Origin of the sequence: Comamonas fluminis (genome assembly GCF_019186805.1) — a bacterium.
Taxonomy (GTDB): Bacteria; Pseudomonadota; Gammaproteobacteria; order Burkholderiales; family Burkholderiaceae_C; genus Comamonas; species Comamonas fluminis.
Genome location: NZ_CP066783.1, coordinates 2,915,299 through 2,939,775, shown reverse-complemented (window position 1 = coordinate 2,939,775; position 24,477 = coordinate 2,915,299). Strand labels below are relative to the sequence as shown.

The following is a 24,477-nucleotide window of genomic DNA, read 5'->3' as shown; positions in this document are numbered from 1 at the left end:
TCCCGTGAGTCTCCAGCAATTCTTGAGCGTATCAGGCTGGCTGCTGCTGTGTAGTGCAGTGAATACCTCCGCCACCGGCTGCGATGGCATCAATGTTGAGCTGCACGATGTCTCGATTGGGAAATTGCTCTCGCAAGATGGCCTTGGTATTACGGTCGGACTGCGCATCGCCAAATTCCGGGCACAGAACTGCGCCATTGCACACATAGAAGTTGATGTAGCCCGCTGCAAAGTCCTTGTTTTCGTACTCTGGTCGAACATGCTTGGGTCCGGGCATAGTCACCACTTTTAGCGCAAGACCGCGCGCGTCCGTGGCTTTGCGCAGAATTTCAAGGTGGCGACGCGTGACCGCGTACTCGGGCGAGGATGAGTCGCTTTCAAAACCAGCCACCACCACTCCAGGCGCACAGAAGCGGGCATAAAAGTCGGTGTGGCCATCGGTGATGTCCTGGCCAGCAATGCCGGGCAGCCAGATGACTTTCTCAATGCCCAGCACCCGGCGCAGCTCTTTTTCGCATGCCTCCTTGCTCAAGCCCGGGTTGCGGTTGGCGTTCAGTACACAGCTTTCCGTGATGATGGCTGTGCCACGACCATCAACTTCGATGCCACCGCCTTCCAGCACCAGAGAACTCTTCAAAGAAGGAACACCTGCGCGCCCGGCTACGAAGCGGGCCACTTGCGCATCATCTTCACAGTCCTGCTTTTGACCCCAGCCGTTGAAGTTGAAGTTCACGCCCGCTAAGGCTTCGCCAGCACCTTTGACAAAGACTGGCCCTGTGTCCCGCATCCAGAGGTCGTCGATAGGCTGAACGATTAACTGAACCCTGCTGCCACACAATCGTGCAGCCAATTCGTAGTCTTGCTCGTTGACCAGCATGTGAACGGGTTCAACGCTGGCAATGGTCTGTGCGATTCGGGCCAGGTTGGCCTGTGCGCCAGATCTCAGGCGTTTACCCCACACATCGTCGTTTGCGCCAAAGGCCATCCAGGTGGAGGCGTGGCGCTCGCCTTCGTCGGGCATGCGCCAGTTGTCGGCAGCCAAAGCAGGCAATCCATGCATGCCAGCGGATGAGCCTGCTGCCAGGCCAAGAGCCGTATTCAAGAAATTTCGTCGCTGCATAGGGCATAGCTCATTGGGGGTCGCAGACATGTTTGAAGAGCCCAGTTTTCAGCAAGAGGCTCGTAAAGCTGTATTTGCCGCAAATATGGGATGGGTGTTTTATCGCGTTTTCCCTAGCTTGTGGAAGCGGCGCAACATTTCTGAAAAACGGCGAAATCGGGGTAACTGTCTTTATTTGATTATTAATAGAATCAAGAATCAATATCATTACAACAAGATTCTTAGATGCTATTTATTCCTTTGGGGAAGGGGCTGTTGCGCACGGCCTCGGCGTTAGCGTGGACGCTGTCTGTTGCTGCAATCCTGACGGCATGCGGGGGAGGTGGCTCGGACGGGGATCCGTCCAAGCTCCCGGGCGGCCCTTCTGCAGAACCTGCGCTGTCGGCAACGGCTCAGCTGGGGCAGAAGATCTTCAATGACACCTCGCTTTCTGCCTCGGGGCGCCAGTCCTGTGCAAGCTGTCATATCGATTCGTTTGGCCACGCTCAGCCGAATAATCTGGCGGCGCAGCTGGGTGGGCCTTTGCTTGATCAGCAAGGCAGCCGGATATCGCCATCCATTCGTTATCTGGCCACCAACAAAGCTTTTGGCTTTGGTAACGATGGCACGCCCACAGGCGGCTTCTTCTGGGATGGCCGGGCTTCTTCTTTGCAGGATCAGGCGGGCCAGCCGTTTCTGAACCCGGTAGAGATGGCCAATGGCAGCAAGGATGAGGTGATTCGCCGTCTGGCCGCCGCCACATACGCTGCCGAGTTTCGCCAGGTTTTTGGCGATGGCATTTTTGCCAGCACCGATGCGGCCTATCAGCGCCTGACCCTGGCTTTGCAGCAGTTTCAGCTGGAAGATCCCATCTTTCGCCCCTTCTCTAGCAAATACGACGCATTTTTGCTGGGAAAAATTACGAGGCTGAGCGATCAGGAAATGCGCGGGCTGGCGCTCTATAACAATCCGGCCAAGGGTAATTGCCTGGCTTGTCACCCGTCTGGTCGCGGCTCTGACGGCAGCTTGCCGTTGTTTACGGATTTCACTTTTGACAACCTCGGGGTGCCACGCAATCCAGAGATCAAAAAGAACAGCGATGCCGACTACTTCGATCTGGGGCTGTGCACACGTGAATCCGGTGATCTGACGCAGCGCAAGGACCTGTGCGGCGCGTTCAAAGTGCCATCGCTGCGCAATGTGGCTTTGCGTCAGGCGTTTTTCCATAACGGTCGCTTCAAGACGCTCAGCGATGTTCTGCATTTTTATGTGCAGCGCGACACCAACCCGGAGAAATGGTATCCGACAGACGCTGACGGCAGCATTCGCAAGTTCGACGATTTGCCGCAGGAGTTTCACGGCAATGTGAACGTGACGGAAGTGCCCTACAACCGCAAGCGTGGAGACGCGCCAGCGCTGGATGACGCAGAAATCGAAGACGTCATCGCTTTCCTCAAGACCCTGACCGACGGCTACCAGCCCTGAGCAGCCCTTTTCTCTTACCGAATTTCCATCCATGAACTCCACATTCAAGCGCAGCGGCGGCGCACTGGCCGCACGGGCGTTAGCCCTTTCTGTTGCTCTCTCTGCCTTGCCGGCAATGGCGCAAAAATCTGCGGCAGCGAAATCGGCTGCGGCCACACAGGCCGAGATGGCCCGCAAGCTTGAGCAACTTGCAACTGAACTGGCCGAGGTCAAGACGCAGCTGTCGCAATTGCAGAACCAGCAAGCCCAGCAAGTGCAACAAGCTCAGCAATCACCACAGAATGCACAGGCTGTGCAGCAGGCAGGCGCATCCGGTAGCGGCTGGTATGGCGGTGCGGCTGGCGGCACTGCTGCTGGCGCGTCACCCGCACCGGTCATGGCTGCAGCGGCGCCTGTCGATCAAGGCCCGGCAACTGTGATCTCCGGCTACGGCGAGCTGAACTACAACCGCCCCACGCGGCAATCAGACAAGGCGCAGCTTGATCTGCGTCGTTTTGTGATTGGCCTGCAGCACCGCATCAACGACCGCACCAAGCTGGTCACCGAGCTTGAAGTGGAGCATGCCGTGACATCCGCCAGCGACCCCGGAGAGGTTGCCGTCGAGCAAGCCTATGTTGAGCATCAGCTGACGCCCATATTGGCCGCGCGCGGCGGCCTGTTCCTGATGCCGGTGGGTCTGCTCAACGAAACGCATGAGCCCACGGCCTTTTATGGCGTAGAGCGTAATTTTGTTGAGACTGCCATCATCCCCACCACCTGGCGCGAAGCGGGTGCGCAGCTGATTGGCAATCTGGACAATGGCTTGACGCTGCAGGGCGGTATCAGCACCAGTTTTGATCTGACCAAGTGGGATCCCGCTTCTAGTGAAGGACGCGAGTCTCCGCTGGCCTCGATTCACCAGGAAGCTGCGCAGGCCAAGGCGCGTAACTTCGGAGTCTTCGGCGCAGCCAACTACCGCGGCGTGCCCGGTTTGCTGGTGGGTGCCTCGCTGTTTACCGGCAATGCCACCCACGGCCAGGCGGGATACCCCAGCATGCGTGTGACGCTGGGCGATGTTCACGCCCGCTGGACCCCCGGTCGCTGGGATTTGTCGGCTCTGTATGCGCGTGGCTATATCTCCAACACTGAGCAACTGAATGCGACGATGGTGGGCAACCCAACCCTGATCCCCAAGACCTTTGATGGCTGGTATGTGCAGGGTGCCTACAAACTCTGGCAGCAAGGGGACTATGCACTGAGCCCCTTTGTTCGACTGGAGCGCTTCAATACTGCCCGCGCCTTTGCCAATCTGGGCCCGGGCATTACCCCTGATGCGGCACGTACAGAGCAGGTGGCCACGGTGGGTGCCAACTTCTGGCTGACGCGCTCCGTCGTCATCAAGGCCGACTACCAGCGATTCAAGGTCAACAAAGACGCTAACCGCTTCAACGTGGGCCTGGGCTGGGCATTTTGATGACGAACGCCATGCGTATAGCGCTCTACACACCGGCAGCGGTCATTGCCCTGGCGCCAGCCGGTGCGCTGGCCGTGGATTACATGAATGCTGAGCAGGCACAAAAGCTGATGTTTGTGCAGGCGGATGCCTTTGAAGTGCGTGAAATTCCTCTGGATGCAGCCATTTCTCAGCAACTGGCGGAGGCAGGTGTCAAGCCGCAGGCTCCGCGCCTGCAAGTGCGCCTTGCCAGGCAAGGTGGCGCATTGCTGGGCTATTTTCTGGTCGATGAGGTGATTGGAAAGTTCGAACGCATTACCTATGCAGTGGGCATCAATCCAGACGGCAGCGTGCGGCAGATTGAAGTGCTGTCTTACCGCGAAAGCCATGGCCATGAAATTCGCCTGCCAGCATGGCGCAAGCAGTTTGTGGGCAAGACCGCCAGTTCCCCGCTGCAAGTGGGGGAAGACATTGCCAATATCAGTGGTGCTACCTTGAGTTGCACCCATGTCACCGAAGGCATTCGGCGCAATGTGATCTGGCTGGATGCGCTGCGCAGAAGCGGCAAGCTTGCATGACGCAAGCGGCTTGGGCCTGGTATCGGCGTGCACGCCCCTTGCTTGGAACACTGGTTGAAATTGCGGTTCCGAGCCATGCTGCTGTGGGGCAGGCCGCTGCCGAGCTGGCGTTTTTGCAGGTGCAGAAAGTGCACTCTTGCATGTCGCGCTTTGAGCCTGACAGTGATATATCGCGTTTCGCACAGCTGGGTGTGGGCCAGAGCCTGGAGATTGATCCCGCCACGGCGCATGTTCTGCATGCCGCACAGGTGCTCTATCGCGACAGCAATGGCCTGTTTGACATCACCCAGGGGCTGGCCCCCGAAGGCTGGCGGTGCGAGGGGCTGATCTTGACCAGACTGTCGCCATCTGCAGCTTTTGACCTGGGTGGAATCGCCAAAGGCTATGCGGTGGACTGTGCGGTTGAGGCGCTGCAGCATGCAGGTTGTGCAGCTGGCTGGGTCAATGCAGGCGGCGATTTACGTGTTTTTGGCGAAGTACAAATCCCCGTGATGCTGCGAGATGAACGCAATGGCGGCTTGCACCCATTCATGGCGCTGGGCGATGGAGCTGTTGCCACCAGCTATCTGGGGCCCGGGCAGCGCAGCCAGATCTACGCGCCGAGCGGTGCAGCACTGCTTGCTCATGTGACGGTAGCGGCGCCGCAGTGCATGCATGCCGATGCCCTGACCAAAGTGGTTGCCGCCAGTGGGGATGAACAACACCCCTTGCTCAAACAGTACGGCGCTCAGGCGTGGCTTCATCGAGAGGCCTAGAATTTCGTCTCTTCTTGGCGGCCATGGACATGAACTCTCTCAAGCGCTGGCAGTACTGGTTTCTTTATTTTGCGGTGGCAATTTTGCTGGCGAGCGGCGCAGTATGGCTTGCTGTGCATTACCTCTGGGGCGCTGGCGCTGATCTGCTTCCGCACCCGCTAGAAGCCTGGATGATGCGTCTGCATGGCGCGGCTGGTTTCGCCGGTCTTTTTGTCGCGGGCATTCTGGGGGCGGCTCATATCCCGCAGGGCTGGCGCATGACTACGCGCATCCCTCACTGGCGTGATAGCAAGGCCAGCCAGCGCAGAACCGGTATCGCGCTGAGTGTTCTGGGCGGTGCAGGCATTTTGAGTGCTTACTGGCTGTACTACTTTGCACCAGAAACTATCCGGCCAGCGCTGGGCTGGGTGCACGCCGCAGTCGGCCTTGTGATGGGTTTGCTGCTGCCACTGCACGGCTGGCGCAAGGCATCAAGCTAAGGAAGAGCAGGCCTTGTTGAAGAGGCGGGTAATGCCGCCCATGTCCGTGTTCCGGCAGGCAGGCTTGCACCCAGCACAGCGTTCTTGAGGCACGGGCTCGTGGACAATGGGTGCTGCCTTCGCTTTTTCTTTTGAGCGCCTCATGACTCTTTCCTCTGCCAAGCACTGGCTCAATCCCTATATGGCTGCCTCCCGGGAGCAGCAGCAGGTGCTGGCCTCCAGTGCAACAGCGGTCATCATCAGTGCGCTGGCGGGAACGGGTAAAACGACCACGCTGTGCATGAAGGCTTGTGACTTGATTGGTCGGCTGGGCGGCGGCGCGCGCATTCTGGTGCTGGCCTATTCCAGAGCCGGTGTGACGGCGATTCGTGATCGCATGATCAAGCTCAATAACGCAGTGCCGGACAGTCTGGATGTTTTGACGATTGAGCAGCTATGCGCCCGGTTGCTTCAAGAGCAGGGCGATCCTCTGGAGCGGCTTGACGACCCGGTGCGGCAGCGTCGTTTGATTTTGCAGGCGCAGCAGGCACTGCTGCAGGATTTAACACACGAGCATGATCTGGCACTGGCTGAGTGGCTGGCGCAGGAAGTGGATATTGACGCTTTTCTGGCGCAGGAGGCGCTGATTAAAAAAAGGCTGCTGGACAGACAGCAGCAGGAATCCGGAATGAGTCTGCACGACTTCTGTGCAGAGATGGATCTGAATTACGGACTCTATCGGCTTTATCAAAAATATGAGCGCATGCGCGTTGGTATCAATGAGGAGCCGGGCTTTTATGCTGAAGGGGATTGCACCTTCGAAGTGTGCCGCCAGCTGGATTTGCTGGATTGGAATCAGCCCTACGAATGGCTGCAGGGGCGTTATGACGCCGTGCTATTTGATGAGCTGCACGACCTGGATGAAGGCGCGCTGATGGTTTTGCGCAAGCTGGTGCATGGCGGTAACGGCTTTTTTGTGGGTGCGGGAGACTTCAATCAGCATATTCACGAGGGCGCTTTTTCGGTGTTTGGCGAGTCCCTGCAGCGCATCAAAGACTATCTGCCGCAAGACACCGAAGTTCTGCACATCAACACCACGCGACGTTTTGGGGCAGAGATCTGCAATGCGCTCAATCCCTTGTTCAATGTGGCATTTCAGCCTTCGGCAAAGGTGGCTGATGCGTTTGTGCCGCTGACCCATGACACTGATCTGCAGTGTGTGCAGCAACTGGTGGACTTGCATGGCCAGGTCGTGAATGGCTGGGGCAGCCAGCGCGGTGAGCAGGGCAGGCACAGTGCGCTCAACATCATTTTGCGAGACCCCAAAGACAGCCTTTTGATCGAGTGGATGTTTGGCCATGAAGGCGTGCATTACGGCTGCCAGGGCATCAGCCCGTTCTATCTGCGCCGTGAAGTTGCACTGGTCTTGACCTTGATGTGGGCCTTGAATGGCAAGGCGGGCGAGAGGCAGCTGACGCCCGGCATATTGAGTGCGGCCGTGGAGGGCTTGGCGCACTTTGGCCGGCGCAGCATGGGCAGCCAGGAGGCCGATCCGGTTCGTCTGGCCCAGAGCCAGTTTGATGAGGCTGGCTGGGCGGAGCTGCCGGGGACAAGGGAGAGTCAGTCTGTGGCTACATCACTGCATGGGGATGTGGAGCGCACCAGGCGCTATATCCTGAACGGAACGCTGGACCCCAGAAGCGTACCCCAGGCTGATGCCTGTGCAGCCATTCTGACCCATGCCGGTGGTCTGCCAGACGATGCAGGTGCATTTTGCGAGCACCCATTGCTGCAGCGTATTTTTGAAGACGCCCCGCTCAACCAGCGAGAGCGGCAGTCCTGCAAGGCCAGCCTCAAGGGCTTGGGTCAGGTGGGGCGGGGTATTCCGGTTGCTGAGTTTCTGGGGCGGCTGACCTTGATCGTGACTCGCAGTATCGAGATGCACAGGCGCAAGGAGCCGGTGACTTTGCGAATTCTCAGCATCGAAGCTAGCAAGGGGCGCGAGTTCATGTTTGTGGCTGTGCCGTTTGTGGAGCGCGGGCGCTTTCCAGCACCAGTGCGCCAGGAAGAGGCTTACCGGGAGCGCAATATGCTGTATGTGGCCATGACCCGTGCTCGCGCGGCCCTGTGGCTGCTGGAGGGAAGTCGGCGCCCTGTCAGCCCGGGGCCGGTGTAGCGGCTAGGCTATCAAGCGGCGCAGCCTTCTTTGACTGTTTTGTCAATCATTCACGGGATTGTTGGAAATGATTGTCGTGGTGAAAATGAAGCCATCCCATAAAAGCTGTTGGAGACATGCATGACTTCTGAATTGGCCGCTTCCGTTGTCGAACTCACGCAGGACGCAGATGTTCTGCTGGTTACCGTCAACAATCCGCCCGTCAATGCGCTGGGCGCTGCGGTTCGGCAGGGATTGGTTGCGGCGATGGAGCAGGCCGATGCAACGGCGTCCGTCAAGGCGGTGGTGATTGTGGGTGCAGGCAAGGCCTTTATTGCTGGCGCTGATATCCGCGAATTCGGCAAGCCGCCTGTCGAGCCTTTTCTGCCGGATGTTTGCAACCGCATTGAGGCCTGCAGCAAGCTGGTGGTGGCCGTGGTTCATGGCCCGGCGCTGGGCGGTGGTCTGGAAATTGCCATGTCGGCCCATTACCGCCTGGCTTTGCCTGGTGCCAAGGTGGGCCTGCCTGAAGTCTCTCTGGGCCTGATTCCCGGTGCAGGCGGCACCCAGCGTGCGCCGCGCCTGATGGGTGTGAAGGCTGCAACCGAATTGATGCTTAGTGGCCAACCCATGAATGCCAAGGCCGCGCAGGCTGCGGGTCTGGTGGATAAGCTGGAAGAGGGCAGTGACCCTGTGACGGCAGGGTTGGCCTATGCACGTGAGTTGCTGGCGCAGGGCGGGCCACTGCGCCGAACCAGCGCTGACCAGAACCGTCTGCTGGACAAAACTGCAGCACTTGCCGATCTTGATGCTTTGCGTGCCGATACGGCCAAGAAATCGCGTGGTTTGTTCTCGCCCATGAAGATCATTGACTGCGTGCAAGCTGCGGTAGAGCTGCCTTTTGCGGAAGGACTGAAGTTTGAACGCACCCAGTTTCTGGCTTGTATTGACAGCCCGCAGCGTCAGGGCTTGATTCACGCCTTCTTTGCGGAAAAAGAAACTGCCAAGATCCCCGAAGCCAAGGCTGCGGCGCCGCGCCACTTTGCCAAGATTGCCGTCATCGGCGGCGGCACTATGGGGGCGGGCATCACCGTTTCGGCACTCGATGCAGGTCTGGCGGTAACCATGGTTGAGCGCGATGCCGAATCCATCGCCCGTGGACAGGCCAATGTGGAGAAGGTCTATAACGGCCTGATCGCCAAGGGCCGCATGAGCGAAGAGGCCAAGGCCGCCATCATGGCGCGCTACACACCCAGCACTCGGTACGACGATATTGCTGATGTGGATCTGGTGATCGAGGCGGTTTTCGAAGAACTGGAAGTGAAGAAGGCCGTGTTCAAGGAGCTGGACCGCGTCTGCAAACCCGGCGCCGTGCTGGCCACCAACACCTCGTATCTGGACATCGATGCGATTGCCGCCGTCACCAGTCGCCCGCAGGATGTGATCGGCCTGCACTTCTTCAGCCCGGCCAACATCATGAAGCTGCTGGAGATCGTCGTACCCGCCAAGGTCGCGCCCGATGTGGTGACCACGGCCTTTGAGCTGGCCAAGAAGATGAAGAAGGTGCCAGTGCGCGCAGGCGTGTGCGATGGCTTTATTGGTAACCGCATCCTGGCCACCTACAAGCAGGCAGCCGACTACTTGATGGAAGATGGAGCCAGCCCCTACGAAATCGACGAAGCCGTGCGCGGCTTTGGCTTTGCCATGGGGCCCTTCCAGGTCACCGATCTAGCCGGAGGCGATATTGGCTGGGCTACACGCAAACGCCGCGCTGCAAAGGCTTTGGAATCGGGCGCCCCCAAGGCTCGTTACGTGGAAATTGCTGACCGCATCTGTGAAAACGGCTGGTTCGGCCAGAAAACGGGCCGGGGCTTTTATCTCTACCCGCAAGGTGCGCGCATTGGTCAGCCTGACCCCGAAGTGCTGGCCATTGTGGATGCCGAGCGTGCCAAGAAGGGCGTGATGCCGCGCAAATTCACTGCCGAAGAAATCATGCGCCGCTACATGGCCGCCATGGTCAACGAAGGCGCCAAGGTGGTGGGCGAGGGCATTGCGCTGCGCCCGCTGGATGTGGACGTGACCTTTATTTCCGGCTATGGCTTCCCACGCTACCGCGGTGGCCCCATGAAGTGGGCCGATATGCAGGGGCTGGACAAAGTGCTGGCCGATATCGAAGCTTTTGCCAAGGAAGACGCGCTGTTCTGGAAGCCCGCGCCGCTGCTGCAAAAGCTGGTGGCGGAAGGCAAGAACTTCGAGAGTCTGAACAAGTAATTCAGTCAGGCAACTGCACAGACGGGGCTGGACCGGCCCGGGCCGCCCCTGACTCACGCCAGCGTTGTCTGGCGTTTAGTCTTCATTGCCAGCCTGCAGTTGAAGCTGTTTTAGTTGCTCTCAGTTCAGGGGCGGCATGCCCAGGCGTATGGCTTTGGAGAAGTCCACGCTGGCCTTGCTGTCTGAACTGCCTGCTGGCGGCACCCATGCCTTGGCGCGTTCGGTGATATTGCCGGCTTGTTCAAGAGACTCCAGCGTGGCTTGAGGAGCCAGCACGCCAAAGCCTTTGAGGTAGCTGGGCAGGTAGCCTGAAGCCATCATGCGCCAGTCCATGGGTAACTGCGCGCCAATGCTGCGAGCCAGTTGCCAGACGATGGTGGTGCAGTTGGCCGTCAAGGTGTTGTAAAAGCGTGGTTGTTCGATCAGTTCATCGGCCTGGTGGGCGTAGGCCATGAACAGTTCACGCATGGCTTGCTGAGGCATGTTCACCTGATAGAGGTGAACGGTTTCCCCGCGAACATTGGTGCGCACGCCCAGAATGTCGCGCTCATCGGCGGCCACCAGCACCATTTCGTACTGTTTGAAGAAGCCCGCCAGTGCATCAAACTGCTCGCCACGTTCTTTGCGGATTTCGATGGAGTAGACCAGATGCTGGCCGTCCGAGAATCCAAACGACACTAGGGTGTGGGCGATGGCCGGGCCCATCCAGTAAGACAGAGCCACATCCACGCGCTCCAGTCGGCTCAGGTCATAGCTGCGCTGCTCCCAGCGGGCATCAAAGTCTTCGTCGCTGCGCCAGCGGAAGTTGCGCACATTGTTCAGTTTGACCAGCTGGCCCGGTCCTTTGACCGCCTGCACCTCCACATGCTCACCCACATCTGCTGCCCAGTTGCGTGTGTCGCTGGGCTTGATCTGTTGCCACCACACCAGCAGTGCCACAAAGCTCAGAAACCAGCAGGCCATGAGCATGGCTGGGCGTCTGCTGGTCCAGTAGGCGATCAGGCTGCCAATCATCCATGCCGTCCAGATGCCTACCAGCGCCCAGCGGATAGTGGGATGTGCAGGGCCCTGGAACCAGAGCGCTCCACTGCCCCAGACCCAGAGGGCGAGCCCGCAAAGCAGCAACATAAGCAGCACTGCCATTTTGAATATCCAAGCGTTGTGACGAAGCATGTTTGAAAGAGCCAGCCTGGCGCCTGCAGCAGAAAAGGGTGCGGGTCGCCGAATCGCTTATTGGAGCATGTCTGAGCTTTATTCTTGAATGGGCTGGAGGCCGGAACGCAGGTGGGTGGTGATTTACCAACAAAAAAGGGCGCCTGCGGGCGCCCAGTTTGCGGTGATAGCTATCAATCAGTGAGCGGTGGCCGCGGTTTCATCCTCGATGGCTTCTTGTCTTTGGGCGTAGCGCTGGGCCAGCACGGCGCAGACCATGAGCTGAATCTGGTGGAACAGCATCAGCGGCAGCACGATGGCGCCTACCGATGCAGCAGGGAACAGCACATTGGCCATGGGAATGCCGCTGACCATGCTTTTCTTGGAGCCGCAGAACACCAGCGTGATCTCGTCTTCCTTGTTGAAGCCCAGACGGCGAGCGCCCCAGGTTGTCAGTGTCAGCACCACGGCCAGCAAAATGCAGCACAGCACAATCAGGCCCAGTAGCGAGGGCAGCGGCGTCTGCTTCCACAAGCCGCTGATGACGGCAGCGCTGAACGCGGCATAGACCACGAACAGAATGGAGCCCTGGTCCACCAGCTTGATGATGGAGGCGCGGCGCTGCAAAAAGCTGCCAATCAAAGGGCGCATCAGGTGGCCGAGGATGAAAGGCAGCAGCAGCTGAGCCGAAATCTTGCCAATGGCCTGCAGGGCGTCGCCACCTTCCGCCGTCTTGTTGAGCACCAGACTCACCAGAATTGGCGTGACCAGAATACCCAGCAGCGTGGAAGCCGATGCGCTGCACACGGCCGCCGGCACGTTGCCGCGCGCCATCGAGGTAAAGGCAATGGCCGACTGAACGGTGGCAGGCAGTGTGCACAAAAAGAGCACGCCGATATACATGTCCGTCGTGACCAGTGGCGAAAGGATAGGGCGCAGTGCCAGACCCAGGATGGGGAACATTACAAAGGTGGCGATAAAAATCCACAGGTGCAGCTTCCAGTGGCCAATGCCCGCCAGGATCGCCTGGCGTGAGAGCTTGGCCCCATGCAGGAAAAACAGCAGGCTGACGATGCCGGTGGTCACCAGTTCCACATAGTGTGCAAACTGGCCAGATGCAGGCAGAACGCTGGCCAGTACCAGGACGGCAAGCAGCGCAAGAGTGAAGTTATCGGGAAGAAATCGTGGGCGGGACATGGCAGGAACGAGGGCCAACAAGGCAAATCAAAACTGCGGCTGATGAACTTGTGGCGAATCTTGCGCAGCGCTCTGAGGAGATGGAGTCGTATTGGATACGCATTCAATTCAAAAGAGAAATGGATTTATTCGATAGTTCTATAATTTTTTGATATGAATGTCAGCCTGCGACAACTCAGAGCCTTTGTGGCCGTGGCCACCAGCCAGAGCTTTAGCCGTGCGGCGGATGCACTGGCGCTGACCCAGCCTGCCGTCAGCCGCAATGTGACTGAGCTGGAACAGGCGCTGGGTCTGCAGCTGCTTTATCGCACTACGCGTGAGGTAGAGCCGACCGAGGCCGGGCGCCTGCTGCTGGGCAATGTCCAGCGCGTTCTGGAAGATCTGGATGCCTGCCTGCAGGAGGTGCAGGGTCTGGCCACGCAGGGCAGGGGGCGTGTAAAAGTGGCGAGCAGCCCCACGCTGTCGGCCCACTTGCTGCCGCAGTGCATTGCGCGGGCCAAGCAGCAGTCACCGGGCGTGAATATCCAGTTGCTAGACCGTATTCAAAGCGATGTGCTGCTGAGTGTGCGCAGCGGTGAAGTGGATTTTGGCGTGGTCATTGACCCCTCGGAAAAACAGGATCTTCATGCGCAGACGATTCTGACCGAGCCTTTCTGCCTGGTTTGCCTCTCCAGCGACCAACTGGCGCGTAAGAAAGAAGTGCACTGGGCAGAGCTGGCAGGCCAGCCGCTGGTGTTGCTTGACCATGCATCTGGCAGCCGACGCCTGATCGATGCTGCATTGCAGGCCCATGGAGCCCTTGCCTCAGTCGTGCAGGATGTGGGGCACACGACAACGATTTACAGCATGGTCGAGCAAGGGCTGGGCTTGAGCGTTGTGCCGCAACTGGCGATCCCCGCAGACTGGCGATCGCGACCGGCAAGCTCTGTGCGCAAAACAGGTGCTGAGCTGGTCAGTCGCAGGTTGGTGCCGCAAGTGCAGCGCGGCATCATGCTGGTGCGCCGCCAGCAGCGTGAGCTGTCACCGGTGGCGCATGGCGTCTGGGATTTGATTGCGAATGAGGCCCTGCAGCGGCTGAAAACCTAGAGCCATCTGCGTGAGCAGCTTCAGGGGCGAATCACAATGCGCGAGTCGATCACCAGACCCTGAGGCTGGGGTGCCACATAGACCGGTTGTGGAGTGTAGTAGCCCGCAGGACGGTCATTGCACTTACGCTTTTCCTTGTATTCGCCGTTCTTTTTCCATTTGCGCTCTACCTTGCACTGACCGTCCCAATGCTCTTCCTTGTGGTTGTGCTTGTGATGATGGCGGTGCCCATGATCGTGCGCAAAGCTGGTGGAAGGTGCTGCAACCAAGGCCACAGGCAGGCAAACGGAAAGAATGGTAAGAATCTTGTTCATTGATGAAAAAGGCTAGCGGCAGATGCCGTTGAGCCCAAAGCTGTCAAAGTCGGCAAGCTTAATGGCAATACGCAGCGTGCGCTGTATCAAATCATGAGAATTGCATGCCTTGCCCACAGGGTGTCAGCGCGGCCGCATTCATCGTTGTTTTGTCTGAGCGCTGTATCTCAACAGTCGATCCCAGAAAAGAACAAAGCCCTGTGCCAGAACGGCTGCCAGGGCATTGGTCTGAGTACGTAAACGGCATGGACACATGCTGGCCAGCCGTTGCAGTGCACTCTTTTTAGTGGCGACGCTGCTGAGGGGGCTGGCCACCGCCGGAGCCCGAGCGCTCAATGTGACGGAAGGTCAGACGACCCTTGTTCAGGTCATAGGGGGACATTTCCAGAGTGACCTTGTCGCCAGCCAGAACGCGGATGCGGTGCTTGCGCATCTTGCCGCCGGAGTAAGCGATCAACTGGTGGCCGTTATCCAGAGTGACGCGAAAACGGGCGTCAGGCAAAACTTCATCCACTCGGCCTTGCATTTCAATCAGTTCTTCTTTTGCCAAAACGTATCCTTTCGAGAGAGAGTCAGTTCAACTGGTTGCCCAGCACCATGCAACGCCCCTCGGCGAGTGCATATTTGCTGGCAGCACCAGCGTTGTCGAACTGGCGGATGAACCGGAAGATCCGGTCATATTTACCGCGGCGAATGGAGACCGAAGCGGTCACCTTGCCGGTGTGTGTGAATTGGGTGAGGGCAGTTACTATGTAGTTGCCGACACGCTCTGTAATAGCTTCTGTGTGCATATCGAGTCAACGGCGGCGCCATCCCTTGGGGTACAAGGGACATGCCATCCAAAAAAGTGAAAACCATTCAGCTTGTACAAGCCTGAACGATACGCATCTGCCGCTTGCGGGAGATGCCTACTTCTTGCCAGAAAATGCGAGACAACAAGGAGTCAAGCGTGGGCAACGTGAGAACTGCCGAAAAACTGCATGAGGCAAGTTTCATGCAGTAAAACTCATTAATTATAAAACAATGCTGCTTTATGTGCAAATGGAATGAAATTTGCATGTGTGCAGACATGGCGAAATGCTCCTCTGCCTGTGGCAGAACCTGGGTCAAGTCGCTTGCAAAAAAGCCCCAGGCTCTTGCGAATCTGGGGCTTCTGTTTGGTGCCGGAGAGATGAATCGAACACCCGACCTTCTCATTACGAAGGCCAATTGGGACGATTTTTGGCTCCGTCCATAGGGGACTGTAGCTCTGACCGTGGTTTTTTGACTACGTAGGAGTTACGCATGAATCCATCGAAATTTGCGGCCTGTCCCTCCTGTGGGAAGGCGCTTGAACAAGCAGACGTTTTCGATCAAATAGCTGGCTTCTCACATGCAGACTGTGTGTGTGGGCACAAGACGACGAAGGCCATTACGGTTGAAGATCAACTTGCTAGAACCGAATGGCAAGCTGTACAGGCCGTGTCAGACCTTAATCGTGTCGTGCTTGAAGCTCAGCTTTGGATGAGCGCCATTAATCAGTCCAATGATCCGCCTGATTGGGTCTATCCAGTTGGATTGCAAATTGAGCGAATTGTGGAGGCTGTCCATAAGGTTGAAGGCCTTGTCAACGAGGTGGCTCAGTCAGTCGCGCCGCTTATTGATAAACCTTTAGGGGAGGGGCCACGTAGTGGAGGGGGCGAAGCCACCTCGGGGGCTGGAGCGCAGCGTAAGGAGGGGGTGCAACCCCCTGATGACTCAACCTCTGCAATGGAGGTGAGCGCATGAAAAAGAAGCCAAACATTGTGGAGGTTCCACAGCGTCATGAGCCATCGGTTATCGACGTATTGGAAACAATGCTTTCTAGGCAGGAGACGAAAGCATTGCTGGCTGAGCCGGGTGTCAAAGTCATTCAGCGCAAAGACCCAAAAACGGGACGAGTGATCTACTCATTCCGATCCCCTGATGACCCGTCATACGACGAGGACGCAACACCTAGCGATTGAGCTATTGCATTTGGTGAGGCATTCGCATTAGCATTGCGCTTGCAAATAACGGGTCTGGCGTCCTGGTCACAAAACGCCCGGTCTAACTGTCGTGTGGGCGGCCACGAGTGCCACAACATGCCCTGACAAGACCATGAGCAAGCGATGCTTTTGCGAGTCCTTTCAAACAAGGGTTCGCCGCCGCATGCATATATCCCATGTCAACAGCGAACCCCAACCGTTGGAGTTCGCATGTCTTTTTCTGAAATTCCTGATTCGCCGAGCGACGTTGGCGGTGTGCCGCAGGCCGGGCACGTCCACGCTGCACGTGCCTGCGACACACCGCCTGCGCCCCGTGTAGTAACCACGGGGAGAAAGAACAGCACAAGCCAACCTCACTACGTGGGGGTTGATTTGGAAACCGGGGAACCGGTTGAGTTGCTCGCAAACTCGCGAGGCTACGAAGTCACACGGCACATGGTGCCGGTAGAGCCAGCTCGTGAAGGCATCGCATTGATTGATGCGCTGGCGTTTTCTATCGTTCCTCCTGATGAACAGTCCTACGCTTGGGTGATGCAGGAAATGTCTGCCTTCATTGAGGTGGGCACTGTTGAGCATCGCAAAGGCTTGTTCGGTTTTCGCTTTTCTGCACGCTTCGGCGATGGTGCTGGGGTCATCGCATGGGGTGGCGAGAGTCAGCGTGGCCGGGTGTATTTCAGCCTTATGGGCAAGGGTTGCTCGATGGTGACGCGATGGGCTGAACTGGCTGCATGGCTTGAGCAGCACAGGGCCACCATCAAGCGCACAGACCTCGCTTATGACGACTTCCAAGGCCAGTTGATTTCGATTGCTTGGGCGATCCAGCAGTACCAGAGCGACGGATTCAACGCAGGTGGTCGCAAGCCCATTCATGCCTGTTATGGGGACTGGCTGGACGGCGATGCATCGGCCAAGGGGCGCACGCTTGGTATTGGCAATCGTGCTAGCGGCAAGTACGCACGCATCTACGAAAAGGGCAAGCAGCTTGGCGAAGCATGCAGCCCTTGGACGCGCATTGAGGTTGAGTGGCGTGCAGAAGATCGGTTCATTCCCTATGACATCCTTACTCGTCCTAGCCACTATCTTGCTGGCTCTTACCCTTGCCTGTCGTTCTTGAGTGAAGAGCAGTCCGTTATCAAGACGGTGACTAAGGCCGCGCAGATCGCATTTGATGCGGCCTGCGACAACGCTAAACAGCATTGCGGCAAGCTGATCAACCTGATGATGCAAGTGATGCAGGGCGACTACGCTGCGGTGGTGGATAAGCTGATTCGTCCTGGCATACCAACACGCATCGACCCATACAGCTACCACGTCAAGCGCGATCCGGCCATGCTTGATTGGGAGCTGAGAGGGGGTGTCGCATGACCCTCTACAAACGCAAGGATTCGGGCTTCTGGTGGGTCAAACTGCCTGCGATAAAAGGTGAACTGAAACCCTTCTATCACAGCACTGGAACGGCTAATAAACGACAAGCGCAGAAGCTGCATGACAAGCTCAAGACGGAGCGCTGGGAGCAAGACCAGCTCGGCGTTAAGCCGCGCAAAACTTGGGACGAAGCTGCCGAGCGTTTTCTGGCTGAGACGACGCATAAGCGCACACAGGCATGGGACAAATCCATGCTGCGTTGGTTCCACCCGTATCTAGGGGGGAAAGCCTTGGACCAGATCAACCGGGCATTACTGGACGAGGTGAAGGCCAAGCGATCCAAGGGCGTTGCGCCGGCTACGGTCAATCGCTACATGGCTCTGGTGCGCGCCATCTTGCGTAGGGCCTGTAATGAATGGGAATGGCTGGATCGTGTGCCCAAGGTAGGCATGCTGCGCGACAAGGGCGGGCGTATTCGTGCGCTGACGCAAGAGGAGTTTGAGCGGCTGCTGGTGCAGTTGCCTGAGCATCTGCGCGATATGGCGGTGTTCTCGGTGGCGACGGGTCTACGCCAAGGCAACGTGACAAAGTTGCAATGGCGGCAGATCAGCTTGGAACGGCGGCATCTATGGGTTGCGGCGGAAGATCACAAGAACGGCAGGGCTCACGCTGTGCCACTGAATGAGGCTGCGATGCAGGTTTTGCAAAAGCGCCAAGGGGATCATCCGACCCATGTTTTCACGTACGAAGGCAATCCCATCGTGCAAGTGAATACCAAGGCATGGCGGGCGGCGCTTAAACGCGCTGGCATTGAGGACTTTCGGTGGCACGACCTGAGACACACCTTCGCCACATGGCACCGGCAAGCGGGTACGCCTACCCACGAGCTACAGCGTTTGGGTGGTTGGAAAACGCTTGAGATGGTTGAGCGTTACGCGCACGTTGCGCCAGAGGGCTTGCAGATTGCAGCCTCTCGCCTCGATAATTTGTTCGCGGTTACGAAATAGCTACAGCGCACCAATGAGAAAAGCCTCAGATCCTTGCGAATCTGAGGCTTCTATTTGGTGCCGGAGAGATGAATCGAACACCCGACCTTCTCATTACGAATGAGCTGCTCTACCGACTGAGCTACACCGGCGGTAAGCGGAAATTATAGCGCTTTTTTGTCAGCTTCGAGGTGGTACTGGGTCACGCGTTCCACTTCGTTCTTGGAGCCCAGCACCACGCTCACGCGCTCGTGCAGCTGGGTGGGCTGTATGTCCAGAATGCGCTGGCGGCCGTTGGTGGCCATGCCGCCGGCTTGTTCGACCAGCCAGCTCATGGGGTTGGCTTCGTACATCAGACGCAGCTTGCCGGGCTTTTGTGGCTCGCGCTTGTCCCAGGGGTACATGAAGATGCCGCCGCGGCACAGGATGCGGTGTACGTCGGCCACCATGGCTGCCACCCAGCGCATGTTGAAGTCCTTGCCGCGTGGGCCTTCCTTGCCGGCCAGCACTTCGTCCACATAGCGCTTCACGGGCTCGTCCCAGTGACGCATGTTCGACATATTGATGGCGAATTCCTTGGTGTCGTCAGGAATGCGGACGTTTTCTTCCACCAACAGGAAGGAGCCTTGCTCGCGGTCCAGAGTGAACATGGCCACGCCATCGCCCACGGTCAGCACCAGAGTGGTCTGGGGGCCGTAGATGCAGTAGCCGGCGGCCACTTGCTGGGTGCCGGGCTGGAAGAAGTCGGTATCGTGCACGCCGGGGTGACCCTCGGGCTTCTTGAGCACGCTGAAGATGGTGCCGATCGACATATTGATGTCGATGTTGGAGGAGCCGTCCAGTGGGTCGAACATCAGCAGGTATTCGCCCTGGGGGTAACGGTTGGGCACCACGTAGATGCCTTCCATTTCTTCCGACGCCATGGCTGCCAGGTGGCCGCCCCATTCGTTGGCTTCGATCAGGGTTTCGTTGGCGATGATGTCCAGCTTCTTCTGCACTTCGCCTTGCACGTTTTCGCTGCCAGCGGTGCCCATGACATCACCCAACTCGCCCTTGTTCACGGCAAAGCTGATGCGCTTGCAGGCGCGGGCGACGACTTCCAGCAGCAGACGCAACTGGCCGGGGATGAGGCCGTCAACGCGTTGCTGCTCGACCAGATAGCGGGTCAGGCTGATATTTTTTTTCATGGTTCAACTCCTTGAGTATTCGATACAAATCCGAGATGGACAGGAAATAGGGGGAGGGCGCAGCTGGTGTCAGCGGTGTCCCGTGTTTCGCTGGCCCAGTTCTGCCAGCAACTCCTTGGCTCGGGCCTGTTGCTGGCTGTCGTTCTGGGCTAGCGCGTATTGCTCATAGCGGGTCAGCCATTGGAGGGCTTGCTGTGCCTGCTTTTGTTCATGGGCAAGCACCATGAGTTGAAAATAGCAGTCATACACCGTAGCGTGATCTTGCTCGTTCAGGGCAATTTGCAGGCGCTCCTGCAGATAAGCTCTGGCTTGGTCGAACTCGCCCAGCTCATAGCAATTCTGCGCAATATTGGTGAGCAAACCACGCATCCGTTCCATCTTGCCCAGCGCTTTGAGACGCTGGCGTGAAACAGGCAGCAGGCGTTCATTGGCCAGACGGGCTTCGCGGTACTTTCCTTGCTCATGCAGAACATAGCCTTCATCTTCGTACACGCCGAGGATTTGCAATTGCGAGGGAAAGTCGCGGGCCTGCGGTATGGGGTGGCTGTCATCCCAGCGCATTTCTACGGGCAGTCGCTCAATCTGCGGCAATGGGTACTGGGACTGAAAGCTGCGTACCAGTTTGAGGGCCGCTTCGTATTGCTCTGAGTCTGCAAGCCAGCGGATGCTGGAGTAGCGCAGAAAGAAATGAGCGTAAGCCCACTGCGGGTCGCTGACCTGCGGCATGGCCACCAGCGCTGCCTGAGCGGCCTTGGCGGCTTCTGCAGGCATGCCGCGGCGGCCATAGACGCTGGCTTCGGTGTAGAACAGCCGGAAAACATTGCTTGCAGCAACTCCCGACTTTTTCACCAAGGGTTCCAGCGCCTGCAGATCAGCGCTCATGGCCTTGCCGCTGAAGCTGGCACCTTCGGTAAAGACCGTGGCATACAGCGGTGCAAAGCGGGCTTCAAAACCTGTTGCGGAGCCTGCGCTGGGGCTGACCGCTTGCGCGCTCAGTCCCAGCGCAGCACCCAGGGTGGCTGCGCTTTTGCGGAGTATGCCTGTAGGCATGCGGCTTAGTCTGCCAGTGCGCGCGTGATGACTTCACGCACGTCGTTGGACAGATTGGGCTTGGCAGCCACGCGCTCGATGGCGGTGCGTGCGGCCGTGCGGTAGGGCTCGGCCAGCTTGCTCCAGCGGTCCATCACGCGGGCTAGGCGGGCGGCTACTTGCGGGTTGAAGCCATCGATTTCGATCACGCGATCGGCCCAGAACACATAACCGGCGGCATCGGCGCGGTGGAAGGCGCCGGCGTTGTTGCAGAAGCTGAAGATCAGGCTGCGTGCGCGGTTGGGGTTCTTGATCTGGAAGTCGGCATGCTTCATCAGCGCCTTGACGGCAGGCAGCACATTGCCGCCGCGGTCGCTGGCGCCGCCTTGCAGGGCAAACCACTTGTCCAGCACCAGCGCGTCTTGCTTGAACATGGCGTGAAAGCGCTGCAGCGCTTGCTCAGACAAGGGGTTGGCGCTGTAGACCAGGGCCGACAGGGCTGCCATGCGGTCCGTCATATTGCTGGCGTCCTTGCAGCGCTGGTAGGCCTTGCCGGGCCAGACGGTGTCACCGGTCTGCGCCGCATTCAGGCACAGCATGGACAGGGCACGACCGGCCAGGGCGCGGCGACCGGCGCTGACATGGTCAGGCTGATAGGCGCCGGTGTCGCGGTTGGCTTCCCAGGCGGCTTCCCATTGAGGCAGCAGGCTGGTGGCCAGTTGCAAGATCATGGCTTCGCGCACGGCGTGCACGCGCTGCGGATCGACTTCGGCCAGTTGCTCGGCGATATAGCTCTCGGACGGAAGCGTGAGCACCAGATCCTTGAAAGCTGCATCCAGCTTTTCGTCCTGCAGCACGCGGCGCATGGCGCCGATAAAGTCTGCGGGTAGGATATTGGAGCCCAATTGGTCACTAGCGCTCTGTGTATCTGCGCTTGCAGCTATTGCTTTGAGAGCGTAGCGCAGGCCCAGTCGCTGGCTGGCTTCCCATTGGTTGAATGGGTCGCTGTCGTGGGCCAGCAGGGTCAGCAGATCTGCGTCGCTGAACTCGTGCTCCAGCACCACAGGGGCGCTAAAGGTGCGCAGCAGCGATGGCACAGGCGCTTCGGCCACGTTGGTGAAGACAAAGCTTTGCTCGGCTTCGGTCAACACCAGCATGCGGCTGGTTCCTTGGGCAGCTTCTTCGCCTTGCAGTTGCAGCGCGATTTGTTGGCCGCTGGCGGTGAGCAGGCCCATCTGCACGGGAATGACGAAAGGCAGCTTTTCGCTCTGACCCACGGTGGCAGCGCAGCTTTGCGACAGCGTCAGCGTGTAGGTCTGGGCGGCAGCGTCGTACTGGCCCACGGCCTTGAGCACGGGCGTACCGGCCTGGCTGTACCAGCGGCGGAACTGTTGCAGGTCTTGGGCGAGGGGCGAGTCCGGATTAGCGTCGGCAATGGCTTGCGAGAAATCGTCGCAGGTCACGGCGTGGCCGTCGTGGCGCTCAAAGTACAGCTTCATGCCCTTGGCAAAGCCTTCGCGGCCCACCAGGTTGTGCTGCATGCGCACGACTTCCGCACCCTTTTCGTAGATCGTGACCGTGTAGAAGTTGTTGATCTCGATATAGCTGTCCGGGCGCACGGGGTGGGCCATGGGGCCTGCATCCTCGGGGAACTGCACGGTGCGCAGCACGCGCACATCGTCGATGCGCTTGACGGCGCGGGCCGACTGGCTGCCCGCCATGTCCATGGAAAATTCCTGATCGCGGAAGACGGTGAGGCCTTCTTTCAGCGACAGCTGGAACCAGTCGCGGCAGGTCACACGGTCGCCGGTCCAGTTGTGGAAGTATTCATGGCCGACCACGCTCTCAATATTGAAGTAGTCGGTGTCGGTGGCCGTGGCCTGGTTGGCCAGAACATACTTGGTGTTGAAGATGTTCAGGCCCTTGTTTTCCATGGCGCCCATGTTGAAGTCGCTGGTGGCGACGATCATGAAGCGGTCCAGGTCCAGGCTCAGGCCAAAGCGGGCCTCATCCCATGCAACGGAGTGCATGAGGGAGTTCATGGCGTGCTCGGTCTTCTCCAGATCGCCGGGGCGCACAAACACCTGTAGCAGGTGGTCGCGGCCCGCGCGGCTCTTGATCTTTTGCTCGCGGGCGACCAGATTGCCTGCGACCAGCGCAAACAAATAGCTGGGCTTTTTGTGCGGATCGACCCACTTGGCAAAGTGGCGGCCATCTTCCAGATCACCGGACTCCACCAGATTGCCGTTGGACAGCAGCACCGGGTACTGGGCCTTGGCGGCGCGCAGTGTCACGGTGTACATGGCCATCACATCCGGACGGTCCAGGAAGTAGGTGATGCGGCGAAAGCCTTCGGCCTCGCACTGCGTGAAGAACGTGTCCTCGCTCACATACAAGCCCATGAGCTTGGTGTTCTTGATGGGCGCGCAGGTGGTGAAAATCTCCAGCTCGACAGGATCAGAGCCTTCGGGCAGGTTCTCCAGCACCAGCTGGTCGCCGTCCATCTTGAACGAGGTACCACCGCCGTTGACCATCACACGCGCCAGATTCAGCTCGTCGCCATCCAGGCGCAGGGCTTGTGCGGGCACGTCGGGGTTGCGGCGCACGCGCATCTTGTTGAGTACACGCGTCTTGGCCGGGTCTAGGTCAAAAGTCAGATCCACCGTTTCGATCCACCAGGCGGGAGCCTCGTAGTCGGCGCGATAGATGGCGGTGGCCGGGGCTTGCCCGTCACGCAGTTGCAGCATATCGATTCCTTTCTAGGATCAGAGACCTTGCTTGAGCGAGGCTTCGATAAACACGTCCAGATCGCCGTCTAGCACCTTCTGGGTGGCCGAGACTTCGACGTTGGTGCGCAAGTCCTTGATGCGGCTGTTGTCCAGCACATAGGAGCGAATCTGGTGACCCCAGCCCACATCGGTCTTGGTGTCTTCCAGCTTTTGCTGCTCTTCCATGCGCTTGCGCATTTCGAAGTCATACAGACGCGAGCGCAGGCGCTGCCATGCCACATCACGGTTGCTGTGCTGCGAGCGGCCATCCTGGCACTGCACCACGATACCCGTAGGGATGTGGGTCAAACGCACGGCGGAGTCGGTCTTGTTAATGTGCTGACCACCCGCGCCAGAGGCACGGTAGGTGTCGGTGCGCACGTCGGACGGATTGATGTTGATCTCGATGGAGTCATCAATCTCGGGGTAGACAAACAGCGACGAGAAGCTGGTGTGGCGGCCGCCAGAGCTATCGAATGGCGACTTGCGTACCAGGCGGTGCACGCCGGTTTCGGTGCGCAGCAGGCCAAAGGCGTATTCGCCTTCCACCTTGATGGTGGCGCTCTTGATACCTGCCACGTCGCCTGCAGTTTCTTCTTCGACGGTGGCCTTGAAGCCCTTGCGCTCGGCGTACTTCAGGTACTGGCGCAGCAGCATGCTGGCCCAGTCGCAGGCTTCGGTACCACCGGCACCGGCTTGAATGTCGATAAAGCAGTTCAGCGGATCGGCCTCGCCGCCAAACATGCGGCGGAATTCCAGCTCTTCAATCAGTGGCTTGAGCTTGGCGGTTTCGGCTTCGATGGTTTCAAGGCCGGCGTCATCGCCTTCTTCCTTGCTCATCTCGAACAGCTCGGCGTTGTCAGCCAGCTCGGTGGTGAGCTTTTCCAGCGTCAGCACGACGGAGTCGAGCGACTTCTTTTCCTTGCCCAGCTCCTGTGCCTTCTTGGGGTCGTTCCAGACAGCGGGGTCTTCCAGCGAGGCGTTTACTGTGCGCAGGCGTTCGTACTTGGCATCGTAGTCAAAGATACCTCCGGAGATCTGCCGTGCGCTCGGACAGATCTTGGAGGTTGTTGCCGATAGAGTTGACGCGTTCTGCTTCCATGGTGAATCCGTTGTGTTCTTGTTGATAAATAACTGCCGATTTTCTCATGCCA

The 24,477-nt window shown here is 58.5% G+C and carries 22 protein-coding genes and 1 tRNA gene; 12 read left to right on the top strand and 11 right to left on the bottom strand.

What is annotated here, in order from left to right; translation table 11 throughout:
- Positions 1 to 31 precede the first annotated feature (31 nt).
- Positions 32 to 1,120 carry an agmatine deiminase family protein gene (locus JDW18_RS13720; protein WP_218239994.1) on the bottom strand — a complete coding sequence of 363 codons (1,089 nt, stop codon included), beginning with the start codon at positions 1,118 to 1,120 and terminating at the stop codon, positions 32 to 34.
- 225 nt (positions 1,121 to 1,345) lie between these two features.
- Here JDW18_RS13720 and JDW18_RS13715 point away from each other — a divergent pair, with 225 nt between their 5' ends.
- The 7 genes from JDW18_RS13715 to JDW18_RS13685 all read left to right on the top strand — a co-directional run bounded on the left by JDW18_RS13715 (position 1,346) and on the right by JDW18_RS13685 (position 10,233).
- Entirely contained in the window at positions 1,346 to 2,584 is a 1,239-nt protein-coding gene (locus tag JDW18_RS13715; RefSeq protein WP_218239993.1) for a cytochrome-c peroxidase, read from the top strand.
- 31 nt (positions 2,585 to 2,615) lie between these two features.
- On the top strand, positions 2,616 to 4,037 hold the full coding sequence (locus JDW18_RS13710; RefSeq protein WP_246609922.1) for an OprO/OprP family phosphate-selective porin: 1,422 nt from the start codon (positions 2,616 to 2,618) through the stop codon (positions 4,035 to 4,037).
- A gap of 11 nt (positions 4,038 to 4,048) precedes the next feature.
- Positions 4,049 to 4,594: an FMN-binding protein gene (locus JDW18_RS13705; RefSeq protein ID WP_218239992.1), complete on the top strand. Its 546-nt coding sequence runs from the start codon at positions 4,049 to 4,051 to the stop codon at positions 4,592 to 4,594.
- Positions 4,591 to 5,349 (top strand): FAD:protein FMN transferase, encoded by a 759-nt coding sequence (locus tag JDW18_RS13700; protein ID WP_218239991.1) that lies wholly within the window; start codon positions 4,591 to 4,593, stop codon positions 5,347 to 5,349. The genes JDW18_RS13705 and JDW18_RS13700 overlap by 4 nt, the downstream gene beginning before the upstream one ends.
- 29 nt (positions 5,350 to 5,378) lie before the next feature.
- A complete protein-coding gene (locus tag JDW18_RS13695) occupies positions 5,379 to 5,828 on the top strand; it encodes a hypothetical protein (RefSeq protein WP_218239990.1) in 450 nt (149 codons plus the stop codon).
- A gap of 142 nt (positions 5,829 to 5,970) precedes the next feature.
- Entirely contained in the window at positions 5,971 to 7,983 is a 2,013-nt protein-coding gene (locus tag JDW18_RS13690) for a UvrD-helicase domain-containing protein (RefSeq protein ID WP_218239989.1), read from the top strand.
- Between the two features lie 120 nt (positions 7,984 to 8,103).
- The gene (locus JDW18_RS13685) at positions 8,104 to 10,233 is read left to right on the top strand and encodes a 3-hydroxyacyl-CoA dehydrogenase NAD-binding domain-containing protein (protein ID WP_218239988.1); all 2,130 of its coding nucleotides are present in this window, start codon (positions 8,104 to 8,106) and stop codon (positions 10,231 to 10,233) included.
- Between the two features lie 120 nt (positions 10,234 to 10,353).
- On the opposite strand, the gene JDW18_RS13680 is transcribed toward JDW18_RS13685, so the two are convergent.
- Together JDW18_RS13680 and JDW18_RS13675 are read right to left on the bottom strand one after the other, a co-directional pair.
- The gene (locus JDW18_RS13680; protein WP_246609920.1) at positions 10,354 to 11,376 is read right to left on the bottom strand and encodes an Lnb N-terminal periplasmic domain-containing protein; all 1,023 of its coding nucleotides are present in this window, start codon (positions 11,374 to 11,376) and stop codon (positions 10,354 to 10,356) included.
- A 207-nt stretch (positions 11,377 to 11,583) separates the two neighbouring features.
- Complete coding sequence (locus JDW18_RS13675) at positions 11,584 to 12,582, bottom strand: bile acid:sodium symporter family protein (protein ID WP_218239986.1); 999 nt, start codon at positions 12,580 to 12,582, stop codon at positions 11,584 to 11,586.
- A 153-nt stretch (positions 12,583 to 12,735) separates the two neighbouring features.
- Here JDW18_RS13675 and JDW18_RS13670 point away from each other — a divergent pair, with 153 nt between their 5' ends.
- Positions 12,736 to 13,668, top strand: a complete 933-nt coding sequence (locus JDW18_RS13670) for a LysR family transcriptional regulator (RefSeq protein ID WP_218239985.1) — start codon at positions 12,736 to 12,738, stop codon at positions 13,666 to 13,668.
- 20 nt (positions 13,669 to 13,688) lie between these two features.
- Here the strand turns inward: JDW18_RS13670 and JDW18_RS13665 are convergent, their stop codons facing one another.
- The 3 genes from JDW18_RS13665 to JDW18_RS13655 all read right to left on the bottom strand — a co-directional run bounded on the left by JDW18_RS13665 (position 13,689) and on the right by JDW18_RS13655 (position 14,773).
- Positions 13,689 to 13,982: a hypothetical protein gene (locus JDW18_RS13665; RefSeq protein ID WP_218239984.1), complete on the bottom strand. Its 294-nt coding sequence runs from the start codon at positions 13,980 to 13,982 to the stop codon at positions 13,689 to 13,691.
- A gap of 283 nt (positions 13,983 to 14,265) precedes the next feature.
- Positions 14,266 to 14,532: a translation initiation factor IF-1 gene (gene infA / locus JDW18_RS13660; protein ID WP_218239983.1), complete on the bottom strand. Its 267-nt coding sequence runs from the start codon at positions 14,530 to 14,532 to the stop codon at positions 14,266 to 14,268.
- A gap of 22 nt (positions 14,533 to 14,554) precedes the next feature.
- On the bottom strand, positions 14,555 to 14,773 hold the full coding sequence (locus tag JDW18_RS13655; RefSeq protein ID WP_218239982.1) for a hypothetical protein: 219 nt from the start codon (positions 14,771 to 14,773) through the stop codon (positions 14,555 to 14,557).
- 493 nt (positions 14,774 to 15,266) lie between these two features.
- Here JDW18_RS13655 and JDW18_RS13650 point away from each other — a divergent pair, with 493 nt between their 5' ends.
- The 4 genes from JDW18_RS13650 (at position 15,267) to JDW18_RS13635 (ending at position 18,360) form a co-directional block, all read left to right on the top strand.
- The gene (locus JDW18_RS13650) at positions 15,267 to 15,749 is read left to right on the top strand and encodes a hypothetical protein (protein WP_218239981.1); all 483 of its coding nucleotides are present in this window, start codon (positions 15,267 to 15,269) and stop codon (positions 15,747 to 15,749) included.
- Complete coding sequence (locus JDW18_RS13645) at positions 15,746 to 15,967, top strand: hypothetical protein (RefSeq protein WP_218239980.1); 222 nt, start codon at positions 15,746 to 15,748, stop codon at positions 15,965 to 15,967. Before JDW18_RS13650 ends, JDW18_RS13645 begins: the two co-directional genes overlap by 4 nt.
- A 231-nt stretch (positions 15,968 to 16,198) precedes the next feature.
- On the top strand, positions 16,199 to 17,353 hold the full coding sequence (locus JDW18_RS13640; RefSeq protein WP_218239979.1) for a replication initiation factor domain-containing protein: 1,155 nt from the start codon (positions 16,199 to 16,201) through the stop codon (positions 17,351 to 17,353).
- Positions 17,350 to 18,360 carry a tyrosine-type recombinase/integrase gene (locus tag JDW18_RS13635; protein WP_218239978.1) on the top strand — a complete coding sequence of 337 codons (1,011 nt, stop codon included), beginning with the start codon at positions 17,350 to 17,352 and terminating at the stop codon, positions 18,358 to 18,360. Before JDW18_RS13640 ends, JDW18_RS13635 begins: the two co-directional genes overlap by 4 nt.
- 55 nt (positions 18,361 to 18,415) lie before the next feature.
- On the opposite strand, the gene JDW18_RS13630 is transcribed toward JDW18_RS13635, so the two are convergent.
- From JDW18_RS13630 to prfB, 5 genes are all read right to left on the bottom strand, one after another.
- Positions 18,416 to 18,491, bottom strand: a tRNA-Thr gene (locus tag JDW18_RS13630).
- 12 nt (positions 18,492 to 18,503) lie between these two features.
- Complete coding sequence (locus JDW18_RS13625) at positions 18,504 to 19,526, bottom strand: class 1 fructose-bisphosphatase (protein ID WP_218239977.1); 1,023 nt, start codon at positions 19,524 to 19,526, stop codon at positions 18,504 to 18,506.
- Positions 19,527 to 19,595: 69 nt separating this feature from the next.
- Complete coding sequence (locus JDW18_RS13620) at positions 19,596 to 20,576, bottom strand: tetratricopeptide repeat protein (protein ID WP_218239976.1); 981 nt, start codon at positions 20,574 to 20,576, stop codon at positions 19,596 to 19,598.
- 5 nt (positions 20,577 to 20,581) lie between these two features.
- Entirely contained in the window at positions 20,582 to 23,302 is a 2,721-nt protein-coding gene (gene pepN, locus JDW18_RS13615) for an aminopeptidase N (RefSeq protein ID WP_218239975.1), read from the bottom strand.
- An 18-nt stretch (positions 23,303 to 23,320) separates the two neighbouring features.
- A protein-coding gene (gene prfB / locus JDW18_RS13610; protein ID WP_218239974.1) for a peptide chain release factor 2 occupies positions 23,321 to 24,425 on the bottom strand; the annotation gives its coding sequence in 2 pieces (ribosomal slippage) (positions 23,321 to 24,343 and positions 24,345 to 24,425; 1,104 coding nt in all).
- Positions 24,426 to 24,477 lie beyond the last annotated feature (52 nt).